Origin of the sequence: Rhodococcus erythropolis R138 (assembly GCF_000696675.2) — a bacterium.
GTDB lineage: Bacteria > Actinomycetota > Actinomycetes > Mycobacteriales > Mycobacteriaceae > Rhodococcus_F > Rhodococcus_F erythropolis.
Genome location: NZ_CP007255.1, coordinates 2,560,525 through 2,584,341, shown reverse-complemented (window position 1 = coordinate 2,584,341; position 23,817 = coordinate 2,560,525). Strand labels below are relative to the sequence as shown.

The following is a 23,817-nucleotide window of genomic DNA, read 5'->3' as shown; positions in this document are numbered from 1 at the left end:
CCTGTCGTGCATCGCCGCCGCAACACGCAGTTGCAAGGGGCCGAAAATCCGATACGACTCTCACGTACCGCGGGAACAGCCTATTATCCCCCTGCCAACCGACTCTGAGCAGGCGGGGGTAACACATTTCAGCCTACTGCGGTGATGTTCCTCGACCGAATCGCGATCCACTTCTCCCCCGCAGCAGCAGCGCGGACCAAAGCGCCGCGCTCACCGAGATAATCCGCCACGACTCCGACCACCGGAATCTTGCCGAAAATCTCGTACGGTTTCGTCCGCGACGGCCGCTTGTGCAGCTCGTCCGTGATGGCACGAAAAGTCTTCGACGTGCGCCACAAGGTGCCGATGAGCGCGAACGGGCGCCAGGTCTCGTCGGTGCCGCTGACCGACTTTTCGGCGAAATCCTCACCGGCGAGCAGATCTCGGGACTTGGTCTCACGCCGGCACAGCACCGACGCCAGGAGGTCCACCTGCTGATCCCGCTCCGTCACTCCGTGTTCACGGGCAACCGCAACGAGCACAACGGCTTGATTCGCGAATGCCAAGAGGTCCTGGATCGGCAGCCGATTGAGGAGGACGCCGAAGATGCCGGGGAACGCGACGGCAACGGTGTTGAGTGCACCCAACCGGGTCGTCCACCACTTCGAGCGCTGCTCGTCGGTCATCACCGACCACGCCGCCGTCCCGGGGAACTTGACGACGTCGAGGACCCAGGCCGCCGCGTCCAACACCATCGCTGCGGCATTTCGCTCGGGATCGGTCGGCTCGAAGGTCCGACGCTTGATACCGAGCGGATCACTGTAGGCGAGATCGAGAACCGGGTTGATCCCCCACACCGCTCGATCGAGAACCTCGACGACCTTGCGGTCCCCCAGTACGTCAGCCATCAGGCAATCGCTCCTTCGCGTCGTGCATGTGTGGTGGTTCGTTCGCGCGCCGGACGTCCGATTCCCTCGGCGATGGCGCGCAGTTCTGCGACGGTCTTCTCGGACCCGTGTTCGGAGCCTGCCATCCGCGAGATCGTCTCCTCCATCAGCGTTCCGCCGAGGTCGTTGGCTCCGCCGTTGAGCATCATCTGCGTTCCGGTGATCCCGAGCTTGACCCAGCTGGTCTGGATGTTGGGGATACGACCGTGCAGCATGATGCGTGCCAGTGCATGCGCAGCGCGGTTGTCCCGGTTGGTCGGCCCTGGCCGTGAAGCGCCCGCCAGGTACAGCGGCGCGCTCTGGTGAACGAACGGCAGCAGCACGAACTCCGTGAATCCTCCTGTACGGTCCTGAATTCCGCGAAGAACGTTCAGGTGCCCGACCCAGTGGTGCGGCTGATCGACATGCCCGTACATCATCGTCGAACTCGACCGCAGTCCCACCTCGTGGGCCGTGGTGACCACTTCGATCCACTCCGCCGTCGGCAGTTTGCCCTTGGTGAGGATCCAGCGCACCTCGTCGTCGAGGATCTCCGCTGCCGTACCGGGAATGGTGTCCAGGCCCGCCTCACGCAAAGCGGTCAGCCAATCCCTGATGCTTTCACCGCTGCGCGATGCACCGTTGACGATCTCCATCGGCGAGAACGCGTGGACGTGCATCGACGGCACGCGCTTCTTGACGGCCCGGACCAGGTCGGCGTAACCGGTGACGGGAAGTTCCGGATCGATACCGCCCTGCATGCACACCTCGGTCGCGCCGGCGACGTGCGCTTCCCACGCACGGTCGGCGACCTGCTCTGCCGACAGCGTGAAGGCGTCGGCGTCGCCCTTGCGCTGCGCGAATGCACAGAACCGGCAGCCCGTGTAGCAAATGTTGGTGAAGTTGATGTTCCGGTTCACCACGTAGGTGACGTCCTCGCCGACGGCATCCTTGCGTAGCGCATCCGCCAGTGCCACAACAGCTTCCAGGCCCGGGCCCTCCGCCGTGGCAAGGGCCAGGTACTCGTCGTCGGAGCATCCGGCCGGGTCGCGTTCGGCACTGCGCAGCGCAGCCAGCAGATCGGTGTCGACGCGAATCGGAGCACTCAGCTCGAGGACCTGTTCGCGCACGGTCTCCCAGTCGCCGAACGCACTGCCCAGGTCACTGCGGGTCTCGGTGTTGCGCCCGTCCGTGTCGATCTCGGTATTGAGATCGACGCGTCCGCTCGATTCCCACGACTCGTCCGGTTCCTGCCACGGTCGACCCACAGGCTTGGTGTCGGGCCGGGCGAGGCCGGTTTTGGGGTCCGCCAGTGCCTGCACGTGGCCCGCAATGCGCGGATCGATCCACGGAGCCCCGGCCAGGACATATGCCGGCTGAGCCGCAGTCCGTTCGGTCAGGGTGAAGCCACCTTCGGTGCTGATCTCCGCCAAGGTCGCGAGATTCGGCCACGGACGCTCCGGGTTGACGTGATCGGGGGTCAACGGTGACACCCCGCCCCAGTCGTCCACACCGGCGCCGAGCAGTGCGAGGCACTCGCTGTTCGAGACGAGATTCGGCGGACTCTGAATCCGCATCGTCGGCCCGAGCAGCAGGCGTGCGACGGCGATGGCCGCGAGAAACTCGTCGAGTCCTGCATCAGGGGTATCGCGCATCGCGGTATCAGGTTTGGCCAGGAAGTTCTGGATGATCACTTCCTGGATGTGCCCGAACGCCTTCTGCGACTTGCGTATCGCCATGATCGATTCGGCACGCTCGAGGAAGTTCTCCCCGATGCCCACAAGAATTCCCGTGGTGAACGGGATGTTCAGTCGGCCTGCGTCGGTCAGGGTGCGTAGCCGAACCGCCGGGTCCTTGTCCGGGCTGCCGTAGTGGCATTCGCCCTTGTCGGTGAACAGGCGGGTTGCGGTCGTCTCGAGCATCATGCCCATCGACGGCGCAACGGGCTTGAGCCGCGAGAGTTCCTGCCAGCTCATCACACCGGGATTCAGATGCGGGAGCAGTCCGGTCTCCTCGAGTACCCGGATCGACATCGCCCGCACGTAGTCGAGGGTGGAGTCGTAGCCGCGTTCGTCCAGCCACTGCTTTGCTTCCGGCCAGCGAGCCTCGGGGCGATCACCCAAAGTGAACAACGCTTCCTTGCAGCCCAATTCGGCGCCTGCCCTGGCAATGTCCAAAACCTCGTCCGGCTCCAGGAACATGCCGTGCCCAGCGGCACGCAGTTTCCCGGGCACCGTGACGAATGTGCAGTAGTGGCACTTGTCCTGGCACAGACGGGTCAGCGGAATGAAAACCTTCCGCGAATACGTCACGGTGTTCGGCCGACCCGCTGCCAGCAGCCCGGCATCGCGAACCTTGGCTGCCGAGGAACACAGATCGGTCAGATCGGTTCCCCGCGCCTGCAGCAGCGTTGCCGCCTCGTCGACGTTCAGGGTCGCTCCATCGCGTGCGCGACGGAGAACTCGCCGCATCGCCGACGCTGACGGGCCGGGCGACGGACTGGACGAGGCGGACGCGGAAATACCTGGCATCGGAAGCATGGTGGGTTTGCCGGAGTCATCACCAGTTCGGTTCACCTAGCGATCATGCGCCATGTGGGACGACTAGTGCCACCCGGTGCCAGAAGTAGGAGGCCTTACCGCCCCGACACGGCCTCGATCACGACGGCCGGTAGTCGTCGTCGACCGCGACCTCGACTCGTTGATCCACCACGTCAGCCACTGGCGCGTCGAGTGGAATGTCGGTCAGATCGGGTTCTTCGGGGGCGTTCGGATCTACGGGTGTCGATTGTTCGAGCGCATCTGATTCCGGAGCCTCCGGGTCGAATGTCGCATCTTGTTCGGTCATCACGTGCTCCCTTCGCAGTCGCCACACTCCACGATAGGGCCGATGTCGACAGATCGCCCCTCACTCGACCAAAGTAGTGCCCATGACTGCCCCGCAACCGCTGACCATGGCCGACCCGTTATGGCGACCCAGCGCCAAAGCCCCGAGGCTGTGGGCAATCACTGCCTCGCTGTTCTGGGTACCCGTCATCGTCGCCGAAATCGTCTGTGCCGTCTTGATACCCGGAATCCCGTCCTGGGTGGTGGGCCTGGTCTTCGCAGTCACCGTCCTGTTCGCGGCCACCTACATTCTGATGGTTCCGGCGTGGCGGTATCGCGTACACAGATGGGAGATCAGTGACACTGCGGTGTACACACGCACGGGGTGGTTCACCCAGGAACGACGGATCGCACCGATATCGCGCGTGCAGACCGTGGACACCGAACGCGGACCGATCGACCGCATGTTGGGTCTGGCAACCGTCACCGTCACTACGGCGTCGTCGGCCGGGGCTGTGAAGATCTCCGCGCTCGACCAGGAAATCGCCGACCGCACAGTGGCCCAACTGACGGAGATCGCGGGCACCAACGTGGGAGACGCAACGTGAACGAGAAGCAGTTGGGCGACCCGACCGCGATCGAAATCCCGGTCGAGGCGGAAACGGCAGCTGCCGAGGCAGCCGAGGAGGAACAGCCATGGCTCCGCCTCGACCGCCGCATGCTTCTGGTCCACCCCGTCAACGAAGTCGTCAAACTGCTCCCGGTCCTGCTCGTCTCCGTAGTTCTCGGCAGCCAATCCGGAAACCACTGGTGGGGACTCGGCGTCGTCACTCTGCTCGTCGTCTTCGGTCTGTTGCGGTACTTCACCACCACGTACCGAATCGGGCCCGTTCACGTACAACTGCGCACCGGGGTATTCCAGAAAAAGCTGCTCTCCGTCCCGCGTAGCCGCATCCGATCCGTCGACGTCGAGGCCGGGGTCATGCACCGACTACTCGGGCTGTCGATCGTGCGCATCGGGACCGGCCAGCGCGCCGGGATCGGCCACGATTCGAACAAGTTCGAACTCAATGCCCTCTCGACTGCCCTGGTTCCGGACCTACGTGCCGCACTGTTGGCCGGCGCGCAACAGGCACGGCGACTGGAAACCCCGGGCACACCGGTCGAGAACATCGCCGAACCGGTCGACACCGAGATCGGTCACTGGGAGCCCAGTTGGGTTCGCTACGCTCCCTTTTCGTTCACCGGAATCGCCATCATCGCAGCGATCATCGGCATCTCGTTCCAATACGGCATCGGCACTGCCGTCGCGAAATCGTCGGCAGTAAGCGACAGCTTCGACTCACTTGAGAGCCTCGGCATCGCGCTGCTTGTCGTCATCGCACTCGTCGTGCTGCTGGTGCTGTCGAGTGCACTCGCCTGCGTCCAGTACCTGATCGCGTTCGGCAACATGAAACTCACCGACAACGGCCGCATCCTGCATGTCAGTCACGGCCTGTTGAAAACTCGGCAAACCACACTCGACCGCGCCCGCCTCCGCGGCACGACGCTCAAAGAACCGCTTCTGCTGCGATTGGCCCGCGGCGCGCGGCTCGACGCCATCATGACCGGGGTCAGCGCCGAGAAGAAGGAATCTTCGCTGCTGCTCCCACAGGGACCACGCAGGGAAGCCGAGCGAGTGATGGCCACCGTCATCGGTGATTCACGTCAGGCGTCCGCCCCGCTGATCCCGCACGGCCCGGCCGCGCGGCGTCGCCGGTACACCAGGGCACTGTTTCTCGCGACAGTAGCGTTTCTGGTCTGCGTGGCGTGCACGGCTTCTGGTCTGGATGTCCCGATCTACGCGTGGTTCGGGGTCGCCGTACTCGCCATCGCTGGCGCTGCCCTCGCCTACGACCGATACAACGGCCTCGGCCACGCAGTCCTGCCGGGATGGTTGATCACCCGAAGCGGCTCGCTCGATCGCCAGCGCCACAGCCTCGAATCCGAAGGTGTCATCGGATGGACGGTGCGCGAGACGTTCTTCCAGCGACGCGCAGGCGTGGCAACCGTCATCGCCGCGACGCCAGCAGGCACCGGAAGCTACGAGGTGATCGATCTCCCCGCCGAGAACGCGTGGGCATTGATCGAAGCCGTCACTCCGGGCGGTGGCGACGTTTGGGCAGGTCGTCGATGATGAGCCTCGCCAGCGACCCGAGACGCGATCGCTCCGGCTGGATGGTCGGAACGCCGAGCAACTCCAGCGGGGCGGCCGTCACCGGTCCGACGCAGTAGGTCGGTACCGGTCCGCGCATAGCTGCGACGAACCGCTCCAGCTCGCCCATCTCTTTGGCCGTGCTGAGCATCGAGGAGACCGCGGGGGCACTGGTGAAGGTCAGTGCGTCGATTGCACCGGAACGAACTGCAGCGACCAACGCGCGGACCGGTGACTGATCCGGCGGCCGGATCCACCGATAGACCGACACCGGGGTGACAACCGCGCCGATGTCGGCGAGGGATGCGCTCAGGTCCGTCAACGGCTCCCATTCGGTGATGGTGCCGTGCAACTGGACCGCGACGCGTAAGCCTGCCACTCCCTCGCTTCCGAGGTGTTCCAGAACTTCCTCGGACGACTCACCCGAAGGCGACCATTCCTCACGCAGTCCGGCGCCCCGGATGGCGCCCGTCGCCTTGGGGCCGCGGGCGATGATGCGCGTCCGGGCCAGAGCTCCGAGGAACTCGTCGGTCAAACCCCACGACGCGACGGCGTCGAGCCAACCCCGAAAGCCGATTCCGGTGCTGATCACGACCAATTCCGGTGGATCGGCAATCAACGCGGACGTCTGAGTGCGCAGGTCTCGATCGTCCACCAACGGCAGCACATGGATCACCGGTGTCCGCACGATCTCCGCGCCTCGACGTTCGAGGAGCGTCGCAAATTCTTCGACACGCCGTTCTGCGGTCAAGGCGATAGTCGCACCCGCCAGATCATCTTCAGCCACAGGCTGAGTGTCCCTTATGGATGGGTTACTTTCCTACGCGCGCGCCGAGAACTATTGCGAACTGAGGGTGGCAAGCCTGTTGATCGCTACTTTGAAGAGGAAAACCGCGGCCGGAGCGATTGCGCCGACCAGCAGTAAGAACGTCAGAGGGGACGAGAGCACCAGCACGTCGCCGCCCGGACCGCCGACCATGCACACCAAGAACCCGACGATCCAACCGGCGAGCGGCAATGCGGCCATACCCGGCGTCGTAACCGTGCGGGCGGCGATCACCAATACGAGGTTCGCGGTCGCTGCCACGAGAATGCTGATCGGAAATGCGGTCGTACCGAGATGAGTCGGCAAGAACAGGACTGACAACACCGCGCACAAGAACCCGTCGAAAATCAGGACACCGAGGATGATGGGGTCGAGCCACGACAGCGACGTTTCTGTCGAAGCGTCTGTGTTGTTCTCGGCCGTGATCATGGTTTTGATAGTGGTCTATCGACGGCCAACGCGCGAGCGCGGGGTCCCTCCCGACAAGCACCCCGGCTCGCGCCCGAAAAGCACGAAGTCGATCAGGGAACCGGCGGGAACCCGAGCAGCGTCAGCAGATGACTTTGCTGATCTGCAAATGCGTAGAGCGATCCGTAATACATGTCGTGGTAGTAACCGGCCATCGGACGCAACGAATCGACGAAGGCGACGATCTGGTTCTGCAGGTCCCAGTTGTACATTTCTTCAGCCCCCAGGCTTTGCTGTTACCGAAAGGACCACCCATCCGGTGACACGCATCACACACCACTACGGCGTCGATCGCAATGCCTGTGAGCCCACGCCCAGGTCAGCTGTGCAGCCCGCCGAACAGATCGCGCTCGCGACCGTCCTCACCCACCGGACCGAGCGTGCCGGCGGCCAATACGAAATGCTCGACCGTCAGGATCGGTTGGACCACGTTGTTCGACAATGCGAACTCGGCTCCACTCGGGGCTACCGTCACCTGAGTGGCGTGGGCGCTCAATGCCCTCGCCTTCGCATCGATGACGCCTCGAACATCGATTGCCGTCGTCACGTCTGAGTCCTCGACGCTCGGCAATTCACCGGGCTCGGGCAGACGCCAGTTCTCCGGGAACTCGGAAATCGCAGCGATGCCGCGTTCGAGTCCGCTGCGCTCGGTCACGGTCCAGTAGAACTTCGGAGTCGACCACGGCTCGCCGGCCTCGGGATATGCGGTCGTTGCTGCAGCTTCCACGGCCGCTGTCGTGATCGCGTGTGCCTGGATGTGATCCGGGTGCCCGTAGCCTCCGTTGGGGTCGTACGTGATCACGACGTGCGGCCGAATCTCACGAATGACGGCGACCACCGCGCCGACTGCCTCGTCGAGTCGAGCATTGACAAAAGCACGGGGATTGGCGGCCGAAGGCGTGCCGATCATTCCGGAATCGCGATAACGACCGGCACCGGCGAGGAAGCGAGGAGCGGCACTGCCCAAAGCCGACAAAGCAGCGCTCAGTTCCGCGATCCGGTAGCCCCCGAGTTGATCGGCCTCGGCAGCCACGAGCCCTGCCCACGCGTCACCGATCACTTCGCCTTCCTCCCCCAACGTGCAGGTGAGGACCGTGACGTCGGCGCCTTCGGACGCGTAACGCGCGATAGTGCCACCGGTGGTGATCGTTTCGTCGTCCGGATGTGCGTGCACCAACAGAAGTCGCTTCGCCGACGCGGTCACTTTGCCACCCTCACCCAGTCCGTAGCGTTTCCGAATATCCCCACCTGCACCGGCCCGTCGAGGACCACGCCCTCGACTCCGGTCCCGACTGCAACCAGCGCTCGGCTCTGCACGATCGGCAAAACCGCCGCCAGATCCCACAGCTTGGGTTCCGCATCGGCGATCAACGACCCGAGATCCCCGATGCCACTGAGCGCTTCGTCGATCCGACCTTGCAACGCCGGATCACACAGCCCGGACAGGTTGCTCGGAGCCTCGACGCTTGTCGTTCGGACGGGCTCCGGAGACTGCGACGGCGTCGGTGTGGGTACCGCCGAACCTGTCGCAGGAGTGGAAGGCGCTGTCGGGCAACTGAACCGGGAGGCCAGTGAAGTTGCGGTGTCGGCGCCTGCTCGGCTCCAACCGACGATCATGTCGACGCGTCCTGTAGTCAGATCCTCGCCGTAGAGCTCCTCCGGCGGCACCGATTCGACGGTCGCCAGGATCCCCACGTCACGCAATTCGTCGGCAGCGGTGTTTGCCACGGCGATCGCGATGTCGTCGTTTTCGGGAGCGCCGATCAGCAGCGTCAACTGAGCGCCGTCCCGGACGATCGATCCGACCGTTCCAGTGCCAGTGACGATTCCGGTTGGCGGTGCTGTCAAGTAGCCGGCTGCGGTCAGCTCGCCCAGCGCCTGCTCTCTGGTCGGTTTCGGCGGCGCGGTTGGCGCATATCCCGGATCCGACGGAGCGAGGATCTGAGCTTTCACCGGGGCCGACGCCGATTCACTCCCGGCCGCCACTACGGCGAGCAGGTCCGGATCGAGCAGTCCCAGAACACCTTTACGCACCCGAACGTCCGCGAAGTTCTTACTGCGCCCATTGACGTTGATGTCGAGAGTGCGCGGAACGTAGGAGAATGCAGTACTGACACCCGGGATTGCAGAAAGCTGAATATCCGTGGCACTACCCGAATGAACTTGCGCCACTTGAGCATCGTCGGTACGCAGTGCATCCGCCAACTGCGAAGCCGTTCCTCCGCGTCGCAGAACTATCTGATCTGGATCTGAAGGCTTGCCCCAGAATCGGTCGTTGCGTTCCAGCACGATTTCGTCTCGACCACGGTCGACCGAGCGCACGTGAAAGTGGGCTCCAGACACCGGAATCCCCTCACTCAAACCGGTGCTGAAACCGCCGGGAGTGTCCTTGATCAGGTGGGATGGAAGAATATCGGTGAACAACTCTCGCCACGCCGGATACGGCGCACGCATCACGACGTTGACCGTCTTGCCACCGCCGGACGAGTTCACGTCGTCGATCATCTGATAGCCGGCGGGGTTGACCACACCGGGAACCGAGATCATCTGCTGCCAGAGATAGCGAAAGTCCTCTGCCGCAATGGGAGCGCCGTCCGACCATTGGGCTTCGTTGCGCAGTTGGTAGCGAATAGTGAACGGAGCCTCTGATGTCACTTCAGCCGAAACGAGAAAAGAATCGTCGATCGCCCACTCCGTCGCACCAGGCTGCGTCGGCGAATTGATCGGGCGAAACGCACTGGGCAACACGAGGTTGCCGACTGCGGAGTTGACCGGCGACTGATCCGCGAGCAGGTGCGGGTTGAATCCGCCTCCTACCTCGTCGATCGCCACGGTGACCTGCTTCATCGCCGGAACGACCGGAGTCGGTGTGGGCTTGACGGTTTCGGTGCTCTCGACCGGAGGCGGCGGATCGGCCGTACACGCGGTCAGCGACAACGCCGTCACTGCCACTGCCAACGCCAGGTAGCGACGTCCTGAGGCCACAGACAATTCCTTCCGTACGGGGCCGCGTCGCCCCTTCGCACTCGATTTCCGGGCAGAACTTTCGCCCGGAAACCATGAAGGCGAATGTACCTTTCCGCCGAAAACTCGGCTGAAAGGCACATCCGCCTGTCAGGTGGTAACCGACGAAAGACTACAGAGCAGCCTTGTCGCGAGACTTGCTACGCGAACGCTCGCGAGCGCGCTCGGTTGCATTGAGATGCACCTTGCGGACGCGGACGTCCTCGGGGGTGACCTCGACGCACTCGTCGCCGGAGCAGAATTCCATGGCCGCTTCGAGCTCGAGCTTGATGGGCTTCGCGAGGGTCTCCATCACGTCTGCGGACGACTGACGCATGTTGGTCAGCTTCTTCTCGCGGGTGACGTTGATGTCGAGGTCTTCCTGACGGGGGTTGATACCGACGACGTGACCCTCGTAGGTGTCCGCGCCGGGCTCGACGAAGAAGGTTCCGCGGTCAGCCAGCTGGATCATGGCGAACGGCGTCACTGTGCCGGAACGGTCCGACACGAGAGAACCGGTGTGGCGTGCACGAATCTCGCCGGCCCAGGGGCCGTACCCGTCGAAGACGGCGTTGGCGATGCCGGTTCCGCGGGTATCCGTGAGGAATTCCGTACGGAAGCCGATAAGACCACGCGAAGGAACGATGAACTCCATACGAACCCAGCCCTGACCGTGGTTCGACATCTGAACCATCTTGCCCTTGCGGTTGGCCAGAAGCTGAGTGATGGCACCGAGGTACTCCTCGGGGCTGTCGATGGTCAGCTCTTCGAAAGGCTCGTGGATCTTACCGTCGACAGTCTGAGTGACCACCTGCGGCTTTCCGACGGTCAGTTCGAAGCCTTCGCGACGCATCTGCTCGACGAGGATGGCGAGCGCGAGCTCTCCACGACCCTGGACCTCCCAGGCATCGGGACGTCCGATGTCGAGGACCTTGAGCGAGACGTTACCGACCAGCTCCTGGTCCAGGCGAGCCTTGACCATGCGCGAGGTGAGCTTGTGGCCCTTGACGCGGCCGACCAGCGGTGAGGTGTTGGTACCGATCGTGACCGAGATAGCCGGCTGATCGACAGTGATGCGAGGCAGCGCAACCGGGTTGTCGAGGTCGGCGAGCGTGTCGCCGATCATGATGTCCGGGAAGCCCGCAACAGCGCAGATATCGCCGGCAAGCGCAACCTCGGCGGGAACACGCTCGACACCGATGGTGGTGAGTAGTTCGGTGATCTTGGTCTTGGTGATGACGGGCTCGCCGTCGACCTCGCGGCACCAGGACACGGTCTGGCCCTTGCGCAGCTCGCCGTTGTGGATGCGAACCAGCGCGAGGCGACCGAGGAATGCCGACGCGTCGAGGTTGGTGACGTGAGCCTGAAGCGGCGCGTCGACCGTGCCCTTGGGGGCCGGGACGTACTCCATCAGAACCTGGAACAGAGCGGTGAGGTCCTCGGCGTCGGGAGCCTGACCGTTCTCGGGCTGCACCGTCGAAGCCTTGCCCTCGCGGCCGGAGGCGTAGAGAACCGGCAGCCCGAGCGCAAGCTCGGCAGCTTCGGCGGCCTCGTCGGAGAGATCGGACGCGAGGTCCAGGAGCAAGTCCTGAGCCTCGGAGACAACCTCTTCGATGCGAGCATCGGGACGATCGGTCTTGTTGACAACCAAGATGACGGGCAGTGAGGCAGCAAGTGCCTTACGCAGCACGAAACGCGTCTGCGGAAGCGGGCCCTCGGACGCATCGACGAGCAGGACGACGCCGTCGACCATGGACAGACCGCGCTCGACCTCGCCACCGAAATCGGCGTGGCCCGGGGTGTCGATGACGTTGATGACGGTGACCGAACCATCCTCGTTGCGCTTGTGCACCGAGGTGTTCTTCGCGAGGATCGTGATGCCCTTCTCGCGTTCTAGGTCGCCGGAGTCCATGACGCGATCGACCAGCTCGGCGCGCTCCTCGAACGCGCCGGACTGACGAAGCATGGCGTCGACGAGGGTGGTCTTGCCGTGGTCGACGTGTGCGACGATGGCAACGTTACGGAAGCTGGTGGTGGTCACGCGATGGCTCTCCTGGCTGAGTTGATTCGGCCACGCGAAAGTCAAGTCGCACGGCTCTTCTGGTGGCCGCTGCACGAGTGTGTGATCCGAATCAGGGCACGAATCGCCTGAATAGGCACCGCGGCCTAGTAAATACTACTCGCTCCGAGCGGATACTCCTGCATTGTGCGGCCTCTATCACCGCCCCCACCAGCCAATAGTGATCTGCACCACGCTGAAGCGAGTAGGATTACGACCTGGTGAAACAGGGCGTTTAAGGGTACGCTAACCTCGTTCCAAGAGCGGGCTCTCCGCCGGAGTGAAACAGGAAAGCCGCAGCGTCACATGGGAAAAATCAAGGCAAGCAAGGTCTCGAAGCTCAAGCCGAAAAAGAAGTGCTGCCGGAAGAAGACACGGTGCATCAAGTGCCCCGTCGTCATCATGCGGATGAAGAAGCTCGAGAACGAGGGCGCATCCAAGAAGGAACTGAAAGCCGGTCTCAAGAAGGCCCGCGCGGCGTAAGCGCCCTCAACTCCTCGAGCAGTTCGGGGATCCAGGCTCGATCGTTGTCGACCAGATCCATCGACAAGAGTTCTTCGGCATCGACCCATGCCAACTGAGCGTGGTCGAGCGCGACCGGTTCGCCGGACACCAACTCCGCCCGGTACGCCCGCAGGACCAACCCGGCCGACAGTTGCACATCGACGCCGATTCTTGCTCCGCATCGAACCTCTACCGCAAGCTCCTCGCGCAACTCGCGGGCCAACGCAGCCTGCGGCGTTTCGAACTCCTCGACCTTCCCGCCCGGCAGTTCCCAGCGACCGGCCAACGCCGGCGGACTCGTCCGCTGCGCGAGGAGCAGCCTTCCCCCACGGAAGATCGCACCGGCGACAACTTCGCGATCCCTTGCAGGCACATCACTCATCGCACCATGATGGAGTATGGCCACTTTGTTGTCCGACTCCGCGATCCAAAGCGCTCTCGACGAACTGCCGGCCTGGCAGCTGTCGCCAGGCTCGATCACTCGTACCGTCGATTCCGCGACTTTCCCGGATGCGATCGCGCTTCTTCAACGCATCGCGGCAGTCGCCGAGGCCGCAGATCATCATCCCGACATCGACGTTCGCTGGCGAAAGGTCACGTACACGCTTTCGACACACTCGGCGGGCGGTCTCACGGAACTGGACTTCGACCTTGCCCGTCGAATTGACGTACTCGTCGACGATTCGGTCCGTTTCGACTGATCTCCGAGTAAACAAACCTCGCAATCTGACGTAACAGTTGCATCAACTTTCACATAGATCACTTCAGTCACAGGTATGGTCGCCGTAAATCACGATCGAGGCCGGTCATGCCATAGACTCCCCCCGGTGCGTAGCTGCTCAGCAACTGAACAGCTGTACAACCCGGGGGCTCTGTACATAGAGTGACCCCTCGAGCCGTCAAACGCGGAGCTCGCCTAGGCGCCCGCGCGGTATGACTAAGGATGGGGAAACAGTGCTTCGAACCCGAGGTATGCGAAAGGCGTTCACCGCCGTCGCTATTGCCGCAGTAGCAGGACTGGCATTGCCGGCACAGGCAATGGCCGATCCGGCAGCACCGCCCGCACCCGAAAGTGTGCCGATCGAGTTCCTCGCCTCGTTTGCGCCCGCCATCATCGGCGCCGCTGCAGGTCCGGCTGACGTCGCCGGCGGCCCGCAGCAAGCGTTGCTCGACCAAGCTCGCGCGATCCTGAACTCCCCCGGCATTCCGCCCGAGATCAAAGCCACCCTCGAGAAGGTCATCACCTTCCTCGACGGCAGCGGCGGCGGCGGACCGGAAATCCCGAACGAGAACGCCCCCGTCATCGCGCAGTTCCTCTACCCGACGCTTGGCAAGGGCTGCATCTCGGCCACCGCCGATTCGGTCGGAACCGCGCTTGCTGTTCCGGGCCCGGCTCACCTGCCTCCTCCCGGCCCCGCTGCCGGTCAGGCTGGATTCGTCTTCACCGCCCTCGGAACGGCTCCCGCCGTCGACGACCAGCCGGTGCCGATGACCGTAACGTGGGTCAACATCGACAACCAGCGCAGCGCCACCCAGAACCTGACCAACGCGTCGCGCATCAACCCGGATGGTCCCGCCACCTTGTCGGCTATTGCCGATACAGGTCCGGGACGCGTCCTCTCGGTGATCAGCGGTTCGCTGACCACCCAGCCGGAAGGCGCAGATCGCATCACCTGCAGCTTCCTCCCGACCGTGGGTATGTTCGCGGTCGCTTGATCGAAGTCTTGTGAAAGGGACCCGCCGAATTTCGGCGGGTCCCTTTTGCATCTCCGATCACCGTGATAGACCCGATAGATGGGACATCTACGAGTGGACATCACGCATGGCCGTCCAGACAAGGCATCGAGCCCAGACGACCAGTCGATACGGTCTCACAAGTCGAGTCGATCGATACTGTCCATCCGATCCGAGGGGTCCATTCTCTCGATCGGATCGGCGTACTCGATCCTGTCGATCGGTAGCGTCGGCTCTTTCCTCTCCATCGGAAGCATCGGGTCTACGGCGTCGGTGCTGAGTTCGGGCTCGTTCGCCAGCCTCGGGTCGGCACTGTCCGGCCTCTCACGCTGGTCACTGCTCTCCTGGCGTGGAAATCACGCAGCACCTGAGGAACATCCGAAACTTGTTGTCATTGCGCCGGAATCGGATTCGAGCGATCCGGATCGATCGCTGCGGTCCGTCTCGCACTCTCAGACCTGATTCGGTCGCGGCCATTCGCGGCCTTCCAAGGACTCGACCGAGGTATTGAATTGCCGCAGTAGGTCACCGAGCGCGAGGCGCTGCTCCGGCGTCCACTCACGCAAGACCTTTTCGACGCCGGCCGTCGAATGTTCGCGATCTGCACGAAGTTTCGACAGACCCTGCACCGTCGGCCGAACCTTTCGCGCCAGCCCACCGTCCGGATCCTCCACCCGCTCCACCAGACCCTGCCGCCTCAGCGCGCCGATCTGCCGGTTGATGGTCGAGATGTCGAGCGAGAAGGCACAGGAGAGCTCCTTGAGGCTCATCGGTTGTTGCAATTCCAGTCGTCCGAGCAGTAGATACGCGGACCGGTCCAGATGAAGTTCCGCCCGTTGAGCGAGCGCGTGATAGCGCGAGAGCAGGGTCAACTCGTACTCGATATTCACCAGTTCGGGTTCCCGATCCACACTCATATTGTGCAGAATACACACGATGTGTAGCGTGCACACTGGGGCGAACGCACCGAAACCGAACACGCCATGGCGGGAGCCGAATGTCCGTTCACGCAGATTCGTCGAGCGTCGACGAGAAATCCCCGGACAAGAAAACCACGGCCACGAACTACGCCCATTCTGGTCCCGTACTCACTGTCCTCGGGCTGTGCGGAATCGTCGTCGCCTTGATGCAGACGCTGGTAGTCCCCATCATTCCGCAGTTGCCTCACCTGCTGAACTCCACTCCCGCAGACACCTCGTGGGCGGTCACCGCAACGCTCCTCGCCGCCGCGGTGATCACGCCGATCAGCGGGCGCCTCGGCGACATGTTCGGCAAGAAGCGAATGCTGCTCGTCAGTCTCGGGATGGTCGTTTTGGGCTCGGCCATCTGTGCGATCGCACCTTCACTGATCGTGCTCGTTGTCGGCCGCGCTCTTCAAGGAGCATCGGTCGGGGCAATTCCATTGGGCATAGCAATCATTCGTGATGTTCTTCCACCGAAGAAAGTGGCCGGAGCTATGGCGGTCATGAGCGCCACCCTCGGCGTCGGCGGTGCGATCGGACTGCCGATCGCTGCGGTGATCGCTCAGAATGCCAACTGGCACTTCCTCTTCGTCACTTCGGCAGCGTTCGGGCTGATCTGCATCGCACTGGTTGCGTTCGTGATTCCCGAATCGACGGTACGACGCCCGGGACGCTTCGACTTCGTCGGAGCGTTCGGCCTCACCGTTGGTCTGATCACTCTGTTACTCCCCATCACCAAAGGCGGAACCTGGGGATGGGGCGACCCGAAAACCCTGGGCCTCCTGGCAGTTTCCGCTCTCAGTTTCCTCGTCTGGGGATGGTGGGAACTTCGACGCAACGCACCGCTGGTAGACCTCCGCGTATCGGCCCGGCCTCAGGTTCTCTTCACCAACTTCGCCTCGATCGCCGTCGGTTTTGCCATGTACGGCAATTCCTTGACGCTGCCCCAACTCCTCATGGCACCGACGTCCACCGGCTACGGACTCGGACTGTCCATGGTCGCAGCGGGACTCGCACTGGCCCCCGGTGGACTCGTCATGATGGCACTCTCACCCGTCTCCGCTCGCATTTCGGCGTGGCGTGGCCCACGAATCACGCTGATGCTTGGCGCCCTCGTCATCGGATTGGGTTATGCCTTTGCATATTTCACGGTGTCGAGCGTCTGGCAGGTCGCCGTGGCCGGAATGTTCATCGGCGCGGGCGTCGGGCTCTCTTACTCGGCCATGCCCGCCCTGATCATGGGAGCAGTCCCCATCACGGAATCTGCAGCCGCGAACGGACTGAACTCCTTGATGCGATCGATCGGCACGTCGACGTCTGCCGCGATCGTGAGCGTCGTTCTGGCCGGAATGACCATCACCGTCGGCACCGCAGTGATCCCCTCGTTCGAGGCATTTCGTGCCACGTTCCTGATTTCCATCGCCGCCGCCGCTGTGACGATGGTGTTCGCCGGATTGATTCCCAAACAGAAAGTCACGTAAGGGAATCAACCCGGCAGAGGACTCACTTCTCCGAAGAGCCTTCGATGCTGCCAGTCTGCAACTTCGACAAAAGTGTGTAGATGAAATTGATGATGATCTCCACGTGGTGCCCTCTCACATAATGGGTCCCCGACCCGTCAACGACGGTACCGCAGAACTCTTCTGCATCGAATCGCCGACAATCAATTCTGCAACGTGTTCTAATCTGAAGCGACGACAAACCGAGGAGCCCTTCATGACCTGGACGCGTACCGAACTCGAAGACGCCTTCGCGGGGTACCAGAACACCGTTGTCGAGTGCACTCGTTCCGGCGATTGGAACGCCTTCGCGGACATGTTCACCGAGGACGTCGTCTACGTGGAACACGCTTTCGGAACCCTCAATGGCCGAGAAGCTGTACGCAAGTGGGTCACTCGCACGATGACAGAGTTCCCGGGGCACCGCATGACCGAATTCCCGGCCAACTGGTTCGTCGTCGACGAGCAGCGCGGATGGATCGTGTGCGAGATCGACAACCCGATGGAGGATCCGGGCGACGGATCCAAGCACGGAGCCGCCAACATCACGATCCTGCATTACGCCGGCAACGGATTGTGGTCTCGCGAAGAAGACGCCTACAACCCGATGAACTTCCTGTCGATGGCAAAAGCATGGTGCCTCGCCGCCGAAGCGGCGGGCACCCTCCCCGATGACGCCAAGGCCTGGCTCGCCAAATTCGGCGCTATGGTGCGATAGATCCTGTCGGTAACGAGGAACCAACCGGTTGGGCCGGCCCGACCGAGCCGGCCAACGACCACTGCCCGTAGTCGCGAGTGAGGATCGAGTTCAGATCCACGCCGACGCTGTCGACCTTGCGCTTGTCGATCTCGAACTGGTGCAGGTTTGCCCTCGGGTGCACATACCCTGCGGGCGAACCCCAATTGTGCTGCCAGAACCAGGTTCCGACGCCGGCGCTGATCATTGCGTCGATCACGCGCGTGTTTCCGTAGATACCGAGTGCTCCGTTGCCGACGACCGAGGCCCACCCCTCGAGGTACGGCGAGATCAGTGTAGTGATTTCGGTACTGGTCGGGTTGTCGTCGATCGACGCGTAAATCGGCCGACCGGACGGCCCACCAGCCGCAGCGTGTAGTTCGAGGCCACGGGAAGCATGACGCTTGCCTGCCTCGCGAGCCCCGCGCCAGTCCGCCGTTCCGCCCTTGCCGAATTGATAGCAGGAAACGACTTGGAGTCCGGCCGCCGTCAACGCGTCGGTTTCCCGCGCCAGTACGGGCTTGCCGACCATCCAATCGGCTCCCGGGCGCCTATCCGAGACATATCGAATGGCGCCTGCATACCCGGCGGCCTTGATTGCCTGAGCGGACGGCACACCGGCGGCGTAATCGAGCAGGGTCCCCAGCGAACCGGCATTGGCCACCGACGTCGTACCGCTCAATGCAGCGAGTCCGGCAGCTGCCGATCCAGCCGCTGCGTACTTGAAGAGGTTTCTTCGCGAGACGTGCACAAAGCTCCGATCATCGGCGTGTCCCGCTGGAAGTGGCGGGCAGGCAAGCTATCTTCTTTCGCTCGCATTCCACCACAGTCACATCAACCCCGCCATGCACTTGGCCAACAATGCTCACATTGTCACCAAATTGGACGCTAGACAGATAGTCAGACAGACAACAGTGGCCCCCGAAGACATCGTCTTCGGGGGCCACTGAGTCGGCCTAGCGGCCGGAAGCTATCAGCTGAGCGAGGTGAAGAAGCTCAGAGCGCTGAAGAGATCAGACGCGTTGCTGAAGAAGTCGTTGAGGAAGGTGAAGGCATCCGAGAATTCTGCGCTGCTCATGCGATGTGCTCCTGTCGAAGATACGGTCCAGAGGATTGCCGCCACGTGAGTGGCTGCTGGCGATAAGAGTAGAGGTCTTCCGTTACTTCCGCGACACCAAATGTGTCCGGGACGTTACATTTCGACCCCTTCGGGACACGGACATACACACAGGTGACGCCCACCGGCAGTGATCAAACTGTCACCTACGGACGATTTATTGACGTATTCCGAACATCGTTCCCGATAACAGCTATCTCGCAGCATCAAACCTGTAGGCGGACCACAAGATTGGCAAGCCTTACTTAACAGAGGGGGCGTTGCTCCCGCTAGAGCGCGTACCAGCAGATTGGCCAAATCCCTCGCGGCAATGTGGCCACGCGAGCTTAGTCCGGGCGCAAACATTCAGCCACAGTTCGAGTTAGCGAGATCTTTACGCCGAAAACGACCATCCCGACTGACCGCGGGACCGTACCTAGCGGTCATCATGGTGACGCTATTCACACCGATTTGCGGAACTCCAGGCACCGATAGCAGCCCTATCTCGACACCAATCGGACGTTCGAGGGCACAGTGGAGTTCATGAACCTCACAAAAAAGAAATCCTGGAGTGAGCTGTCACCCGCGCAGCGCCGCGTCGCCGCCCTGCTCGCAACGATTCAGTCCCTGTTGGCGATCGCCGCGTGGACAGACCTGGCGCGACGCCCTGCCGATACGGTCAACGGCAGCAAGAAGAAGTGGGCGGCGATCATCTTCGTCAACTTCTTCGGGCCGCTCACCTACTTCCGCCGAGGCCGGATTCAGTCGAAGTAGTCCCAGAACTGCAGCCACTTCACGGAGGCGAAGAGCGTCAGAGTCACGACGTACACCGCAATTACCGCTGCGACACCGCGCCAGTTGGTGCGGGGAACGGCGCCGTCGACCGGGTCGAGCCAGTGGCGGAACCACCTGGTGACCGTCGGCATCAGGAACCACGTCATGGCGCCGACGCTGACTATCTGGCTCAACCACATCGACAGCCACGGCGGCGCTCCGATCCCGTCGAGCAGCGGACCGAGAAATCGTGACAGCGTCATCACTGTCGGATAGAGAACGAGCAGGATGATCATCGCCGTTTTCCAATTCGGCGTCGCACGGGTCTGCCCGTTTTCCGTGCGCAGAATCGTACCGAACGGTGTCGACCGCGTGGTCTCGGTGAAGTCCTCGGCCAACTCGGCTCGCAGTTTCGGCAGTGCCGCGGCCCTTTCGGGCGACGCCATCCACTCCGCCAATTGCTGCTCGGTCCGAAACCGAAGGACGGACTTCCACTGGGTGGAGTCGGTGACCGACCGCAACAACATCACCGACTCGTAGCCGGAAAATCGCGAACTGAGATCGATGAGATGGCGTTGCGTTCGCAGAAACTCGTTCTCCTTACCCACGACGACGACGTGGTCGTACACGCCGATACCGGGCGGCGGCAGAACTCCGTCGACGAGGACCAGATCACTCGTCTGTGCCAGAATTCCCGTTGCCGCAGCAGCTCTTTCGAGATCGCGGCGATCACTCGACTCCAGCCAACGGTGAAGATCGTCGGCACTGTCGAATGTGACAGACATGCCGTGCGACACCGGTTCCGGTTGATCACTGATGCCACAGCTCAGGTAGCCGTCGAATCGACCGGCGGTCTCGGCCGCACGCTCGACCCACGCCCGGAATCCCGAACTCGTTCGGTGATACCCGGTGATGGCGGTTGCGGACACGTCAGCCCGACACCCGGCGCCCTTGCACGTATACGTGCGCAATCGCGGGCTCGCGCATTGCCATCAGGAGGCCGAAGAGCGTCTGGTCGCGGGCGAGTATCGGATCATCCGAACGCGTTCCGTGGTTGACGAGCCCGGCGAGCGGCGGCCACCCGGAGGGATCGATCACCAGGAAGTCGGCCTCTTTGCCCTCGTCGAAGTTGCCGATCCGGTTCTCCATGTCCAGCGCGCGAGCACCGGCGAGTGTTCCGGTGAACAGCAGTTCGGCGGGGTGCATCGACACTCCGTCGTCGCCGGCTTCGGAGATATGAACCTTGAAGGCGTCGCCGAGGACTCGGGTGAGCAGGCACTCGTCGCCGCCGCCGAAGTCCGATCCGATCGCGATGTTGACCCCTGACGCAACGGTTCGTTTCCACGGCATGGTGCCTGAGCCGAGAAACTGCTGGGACGTCGGGCAATGTGCGATCGAGGTTCCGGTCTCGGCCATGCGTGCGAGTTCGGAGTCCTGGCAGTGCACCGAGTGCGCGAGTATCGCGCGCGGACCCAGAAAGCTCTTTCCGCCGACCTGTGAGCCGGGGAGGAACTTGCCGTCGTACGTGTCGAGATAGGTCTCGACCTCGTACTCGGCGAGTGTGGTTGCCACCTCGCCGGTTCCCGGCCGATTGTTCTCATTGAGGTGACTGTGGAAGTAGACGCCTCGGTCACGGACCGAGTCGTACAACTCCCCCAAGTCTTTCAGCGTCCGTGTTGTCACCGCGAGGGAGAAGCGAGGAACCACTGCAACGTGAATGAGTGCGGTGTTCACGTCGCCGGTGTCGGCCGCGTGCCACTTGTCGATCTCCTCGCGGGTGAGTCTGATCGCGTCCTCTTCCGAGGTGATCAGCGCGGCAGCGGACGCCGGGCCGGTGGTCTGAATCCCGCGGCCGCTGACCACTCGAAGGCCGCGATTCAGAGTTTCACTGAACAATGCGTCCTGTGCGTGCGGGAAGGCCGATCCGAACACCATCGCGGCCGTCGTTCCCGTGGCGATTCGGCGAGCGCAGAAGGCCTCGGCAGCGTGCTGGGCGAACTCCGGATCAGCGAATCTCGATTCGGAGGGAAAGACGCACAGGTCGAGCCACTCGAGGAGTTGGCCGCCGCCGTACGCATCGCCGGCGTAGGTCTGCGGGAAATGAATGTGGGCATCGACGAATCCGGGCAGCAGGAAACCCGGTCGATGATCGTGAATTTCGCCGCCCGCGAGGTCTCCGGGGAGCGATTCGAATTCTCCGCAGTAGACGATCGTTCCGGCATCGTCGATCGCCAAGACGCCGTCGGGGATCGAGACGAGCGACTGCGCCGCATCCTCAACCGTCGGACGACCGGAAATGTGGAAGACATGGCCTCGATGAAGGTGCGTCACTTACTGAGCAAAGCACAAAACTACCCGGCGCCGCGCGGCGAATGCTGTCCTTTTTGTCAGATATTGGGATCAAGCAAGAGTTGCATGCCAAACAAGAGCCGCAGCCAGCGCACCTGCACCGTTCAACGACCAATGCAGAGCAATCGGCGCAATGAGACTGCCGCTGCGATGACGAAGCCAGGTGAATACGAGACCGGCCGCAGCGGTGGCGAGAACGGCTCCGAGGATGCCGGCGACCTGGCCGACCACTCCGGTACCGAGAAAGCCGGACAGCCCCTCGTTACCACTGGTCAAACCCATCGACGACGCGATGTGCCACAGTCCGAACATCAGAGAACCGGCAGCGGCGACGCCGCGGAATCCACTGACCCGGTTCAACGTGCCGTGCAGGACCCCACGGAAAGCCAACTCTTCGGGAATGACGGTCTGCAGCGGGATCACGATCATCGACGCGATGATCGCGCCGGAAATAGTGGCGTAGCGATCCGCCATGAAGAAAGGACGTGTGAGCGGAAGCAGAGCGCCGACGGCGACAACCGTCAGTACCAGGCCGACGGCGGCAAGCGCGTACTTCGAACCTCGCCGCAGGTCACGAGGGGACAGCCCCAATTCCGCCCACCCCATTCCCCGGCGCTTGGTGAGCGCCAACAGGACGAGAGCAGAGATGGGTACCGTCGCGATGCTTGCCCAGGCGGTGGTGAAATGCGCGATCAGATTGGTTCCCACCAGCACCACGATCACAACAGCGATATCCACGTATGCATGCATCCGCGGAAAACGAGGAGCGGTCGCTTCGATCTCCACTGGACCGATCTCCACTGGGCCGCCGCTCGTTAGCTGAAAGTTCACTTTTTCCAGTGTACTGACGCACGAGAACTGCCCGCCACTGTTTGCGAACACGCTCACAGTGACGGGCAGGTCCCGAAACACCTCTGATCAGGCGCCGAGCGTGCTCGCAAACTTCGGAACGGCGTTGTCGATTGCGTAGGTCAACCCCGGTACCGAGCCACTCGAGAACGCATTGACGAGTGCCGGGTCATCGAGGATCAACAGATGTCCCTCCTGGGCCGACGGGATTGCGCGCAGCAGCGGATCGTTCGCAAACGCACTGCTGTCGAGGAAGATCGGAAACAGAACCGTGAGATCCGCGTCGAACAAGTTCAGGTTCTCGTTGGCGACCGGGATGTAGAAGTTTCCGGTGGCTTTTTCGGTGATCGCCGTCGGGATCGTGAAGCCGAGGCGCGTCATGAAGTCTGCGCGTGCGTCGCCGGGTACGTACGCGCCGTAACCGTCGGAACTGTAGGCGCCGACGGCCGCTGTCTTACCCGCAAAGCTCGGATTGGCGGCAATTGCAGCGTCGAACTTGGCGTCGAGGCCGGACAGTAGCGCCTTTCCTTCTGCTTCCTTGCCGAGAGCCTTCGCGACGAGTTCGGTCTGCTGCTCGACCGTCGTCCCGTACGCAGTGGCCAGACCCGGCGGCGGCCCGACCGTCGGCGCGATGGCGCTGAGCTTGTCGTAGGTGGCCTGCGTGTTGTCGCTTCTCGTCCACAAAATCAGGTCCGGGTCGAGAGCAATGACGTCCTCGATGCTCAGGTCCATGGTTCCGAGGATCTTCGGGTCCGTGGTGAACTCGTCCGCAATCCAGGGTCCGACACCCTTGCCACCGAACGCCATCCAGTCCGCGACACCGACCGGCTGTGTTCCGAGGGCAAGTGCCGTCTCGGCGTCCGACCAACCGAGCGCGACGACGCGCTGCGGGTTGGCCGGGACCTCGACGTCGCCGAACATGGTCGAGACGGTTGCTCCCGCCTCCGCGGGTGCGTCAGCGCTGTCGCTGCTGCAGCCGGCAAGCCCGGCGACGGCGAGCGAGGCCGCCAAGGCGGTGACTGCAATCTTCATTC

The 23,817-nt window shown here is 62.8% G+C and carries 25 protein-coding genes; 9 read left to right on the top strand and 16 right to left on the bottom strand.

Features of this window, described 5'->3' with window-relative positions:
• Nucleotides 1–128 precede the first annotated feature (128 nt).
• From H351_RS12185 to H351_RS12175, 3 genes are all read right to left on the bottom strand, one after another.
• Nucleotides 129–887 carry a hypothetical protein gene (locus H351_RS12185; RefSeq protein WP_019744515.1) on the bottom strand — a complete coding sequence of 253 codons (759 nt, stop codon included), beginning with the start codon at nt 885–887 and terminating at the stop codon, nt 129–131.
• Nucleotides 887–3,445 carry a bifunctional FO biosynthesis protein CofGH gene (locus H351_RS12180; protein ID WP_029255822.1) on the bottom strand — a complete coding sequence of 853 codons (2,559 nt, stop codon included), beginning with the start codon at nt 3,443–3,445 and terminating at the stop codon, nt 887–889. The genes H351_RS12185 and H351_RS12180 overlap by 1 nt, the downstream gene beginning before the upstream one ends.
• 118 nt (nt 3,446–3,563) lie before the next feature.
• Nucleotides 3,564–3,752, bottom strand: coding sequence for a hypothetical protein (locus tag H351_RS12175; RefSeq protein ID WP_003945217.1), 189 nt, complete (start codon nt 3,750–3,752; stop codon nt 3,564–3,566).
• Nucleotides 3,753–3,834: 82 nt separating this feature from the next.
• On the opposite strand from H351_RS12175, the gene H351_RS12170 reads away from it, so the two are divergent.
• Together H351_RS12170 and H351_RS12165 are read left to right on the top strand one after the other, a co-directional pair.
• Entirely contained in the window at nt 3,835–4,338 is a 504-nt protein-coding gene (locus H351_RS12170) for a PH domain-containing protein (RefSeq protein WP_020970221.1), read from the top strand.
• The gene (locus tag H351_RS12165; RefSeq protein WP_081051153.1) at nt 4,335–5,906 is read left to right on the top strand and encodes a PH domain-containing protein; all 1,572 of its coding nucleotides are present in this window, start codon (nt 4,335–4,337) and stop codon (nt 5,904–5,906) included. The genes H351_RS12170 and H351_RS12165 overlap by 4 nt, the downstream gene beginning before the upstream one ends.
• Here the strand turns inward: H351_RS12165 and H351_RS12160 are convergent.
• The 6 genes from H351_RS12160 to typA form a co-directional block, all read right to left on the bottom strand.
• Nucleotides 5,866–6,711 carry a uroporphyrinogen-III synthase gene (locus H351_RS12160; protein WP_020908485.1) on the bottom strand — a complete coding sequence of 282 codons (846 nt, stop codon included), beginning with the start codon at nt 6,709–6,711 and terminating at the stop codon, nt 5,866–5,868. The genes H351_RS12165 and H351_RS12160 overlap by 41 nt on opposite strands.
• Nucleotides 6,712–6,762: 51 nt before the next feature.
• A complete protein-coding gene (locus tag H351_RS12155) occupies nt 6,763–7,179 on the bottom strand; it encodes a hypothetical protein (protein ID WP_019744521.1) in 417 nt (138 codons plus the stop codon).
• Nucleotides 7,180–7,271: 92 nt separating this feature from the next.
• Complete coding sequence (locus tag H351_RS32270) at nt 7,272–7,430, bottom strand: hypothetical protein (RefSeq protein WP_019744522.1); 159 nt, start codon at nt 7,428–7,430, stop codon at nt 7,272–7,274.
• A 107-nt stretch (nt 7,431–7,537) separates the two neighbouring features.
• The gene (gene mshB / locus H351_RS12150) at nt 7,538–8,422 is read right to left on the bottom strand and encodes an N-acetyl-1-D-myo-inositol-2-amino-2-deoxy-alpha-D-glucopyranoside deacetylase (RefSeq protein ID WP_029255824.1); all 885 of its coding nucleotides are present in this window, start codon (nt 8,420–8,422) and stop codon (nt 7,538–7,540) included.
• Entirely contained in the window at nt 8,419–10,203 is a 1,785-nt protein-coding gene (locus H351_RS12145; RefSeq protein WP_019744524.1) for an ABC transporter family substrate-binding protein, read from the bottom strand. The genes mshB and H351_RS12145 overlap by 4 nt, the downstream gene beginning before the upstream one ends.
• Before the next feature lie 151 nt (nt 10,204–10,354).
• On the bottom strand, nt 10,355–12,262 hold the full coding sequence (gene typA / locus H351_RS12140) for a translational GTPase TypA (protein ID WP_019744525.1): 1,908 nt from the start codon (nt 12,260–12,262) through the stop codon (nt 10,355–10,357).
• A 324-nt stretch (nt 12,263–12,586) separates the two neighbouring features.
• Here typA and H351_RS32265 point away from each other — a divergent pair, with 324 nt between their 5' ends.
• Complete coding sequence (locus H351_RS32265; RefSeq protein WP_019744526.1) at nt 12,587–12,763, top strand: hypothetical protein; 177 nt, start codon at nt 12,587–12,589, stop codon at nt 12,761–12,763.
• Here H351_RS32265 and H351_RS12135 read toward each other — a convergent pair.
• Nucleotides 12,741–13,166, bottom strand: a complete 426-nt coding sequence (locus H351_RS12135) for a (deoxy)nucleoside triphosphate pyrophosphohydrolase (protein ID WP_029255825.1) — start codon at nt 13,164–13,166, stop codon at nt 12,741–12,743. The genes H351_RS32265 and H351_RS12135 overlap by 23 nt on opposite strands.
• Nucleotides 13,167–13,182: 16 nt before the next feature.
• Here H351_RS12135 and H351_RS12130 point away from each other — a divergent pair, with 16 nt between their 5' ends.
• From H351_RS12130 to H351_RS12120, 3 genes are all read left to right on the top strand, one after another.
• Nucleotides 13,183–13,485: a 4a-hydroxytetrahydrobiopterin dehydratase gene (locus H351_RS12130; RefSeq protein ID WP_029255826.1), complete on the top strand. Its 303-nt coding sequence runs from the start codon at nt 13,183–13,185 to the stop codon at nt 13,483–13,485.
• Nucleotides 13,486–13,756: 271 nt separating this feature from the next.
• Nucleotides 13,757–14,500 carry an Rv1157c family protein gene (locus H351_RS12125; protein WP_029255827.1) on the top strand — a complete coding sequence of 248 codons (744 nt, stop codon included), beginning with the start codon at nt 13,757–13,759 and terminating at the stop codon, nt 14,498–14,500.
• Between the two features lie 78 nt (nt 14,501–14,578).
• A complete protein-coding gene (locus tag H351_RS12120; RefSeq protein WP_021332779.1) occupies nt 14,579–14,980 on the top strand; it encodes a hypothetical protein in 402 nt (133 codons plus the stop codon).
• Here the strand turns inward: H351_RS12120 and H351_RS12115 are convergent.
• Nucleotides 14,971–15,435: a MarR family winged helix-turn-helix transcriptional regulator gene (locus tag H351_RS12115; RefSeq protein ID WP_029255829.1), complete on the bottom strand. Its 465-nt coding sequence runs from the start codon at nt 15,433–15,435 to the stop codon at nt 14,971–14,973. The two genes, H351_RS12120 and H351_RS12115, sit on opposite strands and share 10 nt — an antisense overlap.
• Before the next feature lie 80 nt (nt 15,436–15,515).
• On the opposite strand from H351_RS12115, the gene H351_RS12110 reads away from it, so the two are divergent.
• Complete coding sequence (locus H351_RS12110; protein WP_029255830.1) at nt 15,516–16,961, top strand: MFS transporter; 1,446 nt, start codon at nt 15,516–15,518, stop codon at nt 16,959–16,961.
• A 235-nt stretch (nt 16,962–17,196) separates the two neighbouring features.
• Complete coding sequence (locus H351_RS12105) at nt 17,197–17,697, top strand: nuclear transport factor 2 family protein (protein ID WP_007726289.1); 501 nt, start codon at nt 17,197–17,199, stop codon at nt 17,695–17,697.
• Here the strand turns inward: H351_RS12105 and H351_RS12100 are convergent.
• Nucleotides 17,684–18,466, bottom strand: coding sequence for a DUF1906 domain-containing protein (locus H351_RS12100; RefSeq protein WP_029255831.1), 783 nt, complete (start codon nt 18,464–18,466; stop codon nt 17,684–17,686). The genes H351_RS12105 and H351_RS12100 overlap by 14 nt on opposite strands.
• A gap of 888 nt (nt 18,467–19,354) precedes the next feature.
• On the opposite strand from H351_RS12100, the gene H351_RS12095 reads away from it, so the two are divergent.
• Nucleotides 19,355–19,585 carry a PLD nuclease N-terminal domain-containing protein gene (locus H351_RS12095; RefSeq protein WP_029255832.1) on the top strand — a complete coding sequence of 77 codons (231 nt, stop codon included), beginning with the start codon at nt 19,355–19,357 and terminating at the stop codon, nt 19,583–19,585.
• Here H351_RS12095 and H351_RS12090 read toward each other — a convergent pair.
• The 4 genes from H351_RS12090 to H351_RS12075 all read right to left on the bottom strand — a co-directional run bounded on the left by H351_RS12090 (nt 19,573) and on the right by H351_RS12075 (nt 23,815).
• Nucleotides 19,573–20,514, bottom strand: a complete 942-nt coding sequence (locus tag H351_RS12090; protein ID WP_020970233.1) for an antibiotic biosynthesis monooxygenase — start codon at nt 20,512–20,514, stop codon at nt 19,573–19,575. The genes H351_RS12095 and H351_RS12090 overlap by 13 nt on opposite strands.
• A gap of 1 nt (nt 20,515) precedes the next feature.
• Nucleotides 20,516–21,916 carry an amidohydrolase family protein gene (locus tag H351_RS12085; RefSeq protein ID WP_020908493.1) on the bottom strand — a complete coding sequence of 467 codons (1,401 nt, stop codon included), beginning with the start codon at nt 21,914–21,916 and terminating at the stop codon, nt 20,516–20,518.
• 69 nt (nt 21,917–21,985) lie between these two features.
• Nucleotides 21,986–22,684 (bottom strand): CPBP family intramembrane glutamic endopeptidase, encoded by a 699-nt coding sequence (locus H351_RS12080; RefSeq protein WP_020908494.1) that lies wholly within the window; start codon nt 22,682–22,684, stop codon nt 21,986–21,988.
• 168 nt (nt 22,685–22,852) lie between these two features.
• Nucleotides 22,853–23,815, bottom strand: a complete 963-nt coding sequence (locus tag H351_RS12075) for an ABC transporter substrate-binding protein (RefSeq protein WP_223257893.1) — start codon at nt 23,813–23,815, stop codon at nt 22,853–22,855.
• Between the last annotated feature and the right edge of the window lie 2 nt (nt 23,816–23,817).